Origin of the sequence: Allobosea sp. Root483D1 (genome assembly GCF_001429505.1) — a bacterium.
GTDB lineage: Bacteria > Pseudomonadota > Alphaproteobacteria > Rhizobiales > Beijerinckiaceae > Allobosea.
The window spans coordinates 1-2386 of record NZ_LMJW01000008.1; the positions used below are offsets into that span (position 1 = coordinate 1).

1 protein-coding gene is annotated in these 2386 nt (G+C 65.1%); it reads right to left on the reverse strand.

Annotation, left to right across the window (positions count from 1 at the left end):
- Positions 1-2375 (reverse strand): S1 family peptidase (locus ASE66_RS09840; protein ID WP_200964572.1); only part of this gene is annotated, 2375 nt, incomplete at its 3' end.
- Between the last annotated feature and the right edge of the window lie 11 nt (positions 2376-2386).

A 2386-nucleotide genomic window follows, 5' to 3' on the forward strand; every position in this document is an offset into this window, starting at 1 on the left:
CGCTGATCGTTGGCGATCTCGGCTTGAGCCCGAGCGTCTTTCCAGTACCAGCCAGCCGCGCCGGCTGCGGCAAAGGCCAAGACTGCGAGGCAGGCGGCGGCGATTGCGAAGCGACGGGCTAGAGTCAGCAGGGCTCGCATCTGGTGCAGCAGCCCCGATTTTTCCTGCACGAGATCGGTTGCGCGTTTTCGTTCGGTTTGCGCTTCTGCAAGCGCGTGCTCGAGGTCGGCCTGCCTTTGGGCCTTCTCGCGTTCCTGCTCCTCCTGGTGTTGTCGTGAGGCGTTGATATGGGCGCGCTGCTGGGTGGTCAGGTCGTCGCGCCGGGCCTCCAGCCAGCCGAGCGCTGCTTGAAGCGATGGACCGCTCAGAAACGCGTCCTGATCCGCCATCCGCTGTTCGAGCCGCCGCCGCCACTGCAGGAACTGGCGATCCTCGTTCGCCCAGTCCGTCAGCCGCTCCCAGTGCCGCTGCAAGGCCTCGTGGGCGACCTCGACCGTCCGGAGCGCGCCGGTCTGATCTGGCCCGGCCCCGGCAGTCTCTGGTCCCCGCAGCGTCAGCAGCCGGCTGTCCTCCTCCGCCAGCCGCTCCGCGACCGGCCACAGCCCTGCGTCCAGCGCATCGAGCTCCCCGCGCGAGGCGACACGACGCGTCACCTCGCCGTTCTCCTCCACATTCACCAGACGCCGGAACAGCCGCTGCGCCAGCCGCTGATCCTCCAGCGAAAGGGTCGCATGGACCGCTTCCGCATGGGCGTTCAGCGCGCCCTTGACCCCCTTCAACTCGTCGTAGTCAGCATGGGTCAGCATGCGATCACGCATCTTGCGCCAGAGCTGTTCCAGGAGATGCTGCATCAAGGGCAGGGCCCCCGCCGTCAGCCCGGAATCCCGCACAATCCGGCTGATCAGGTCCGACTGCGTCGCTGTAGCGCCCTCAAACTCGACCTCAAGCGCAGCAGCCGGCCGGCTCACCGCCTCCCGAAGCGCCTCCTCTGTCATGTCCGCCAGCATGACGTTGCCGTCACCGACGGTCTCCGTAAAGCGCGGATGCTTGAACGCCCGATCGGCAAAATCCCCACGCAGTGCATAGATCCACTGCACCCGCGGGGATCTCTTGAGTTGAGCCGTGGCGACCATCAGATCCCGGAAGTCCGGCGTGACTGATTGCGCCTCAGGCACCTGGTGTGAGGCCTCCCGCTCGTGCCCGGAAAGCGTGAACAACTCCTCGAACTGGTCGACGAAGATCACCAGGCGATCCGTCCCCGTTGCCTTCAGCAGGACGTCGGCATACCCCTCGAGCTTCAGGGAGTCCTGGCGCAGCTTCCCGGCCATCTCATCGGCACGATCGTCCGCCTGAAAGACATCGAGCTTCGAGGGAGAGGCCTCAAGCAGGCCCCTGGCCAGTTCCTTCCAGGGATTGCCGAGCGGCCGCATCGCGATCACCAGCGTCCGGTTATCCGCCTTCAGCTTCGGCACAAGCCCGGCGCGGATCGCCGAGGACTTCCCTGATCCCGATGCCGCGGTAACCCCCAGCAGCGGAAAGCTCTTTGCCTTCTCCAGCATGCGCTGAACAAACTCGTCGCGACCAAAGAAGAACCCGGCGTCCTCCTCCTCGAAGAACTTCAGCCCGCGATAGGGACGCGCCAGCGCAGGACAGGCCCGCCACAGGTTCCGCGACGATTGCAGGAACGCCAGGCGCCTGCCGTCATCCCCATCGACCGAAACCACCATGCCCAGAATGCTTCGCCGCGATACATCGAAGGCGGGCGCCCCGCTAAAGCCCGGCGCAACAAAATCGCCATGGTCGTCCGTCCCGACAAGATGCAGCCAGCCAGCCCCACTTACCCCTCTCACCTTGCCTTCGGCGAAGGCTCCATCCGAACGGGAGAACCCGAAGCATCTGAGCCCGAGCCCATCGATATCCTCATCCGTCAGGACCACGAAGTCTTCCGGCTTGTGCAAGTGCAGGTCGCTGGGAAGCGGCGACCCGCCCTCACTCTGGTCCTGCACCACCTGCAACAGCGCGATGTCGCTCACCGGATACTCAGCCCGATCCTGCGCATCCTGGGGGGGAGACCAATCGACAACCCGGCCGACATAAAACCGATCGCCCCCCTTGGTCGGCAGATCAAACGCGATCAGGGCATCCGTTGCAGGCGAGATGGTCGAGTACAGATCCCAGCCTAGAGCCGCGTTGACGACATGGGCGGCCGTGAGCAAACACGGGCCATATTGCGGCGTCAAAACCAGCAACCCGGTTCCCACACTGTTGCCAGCAGCAGACCCGAAGACCTCCGCGCCGGCACCCGCCGGCAAGGCATCATCCGCCCCCTCAGAGAACAGAACCCGGGCAATCCCCTGCTGCCAAACACCAGACATCAAATGCCCCG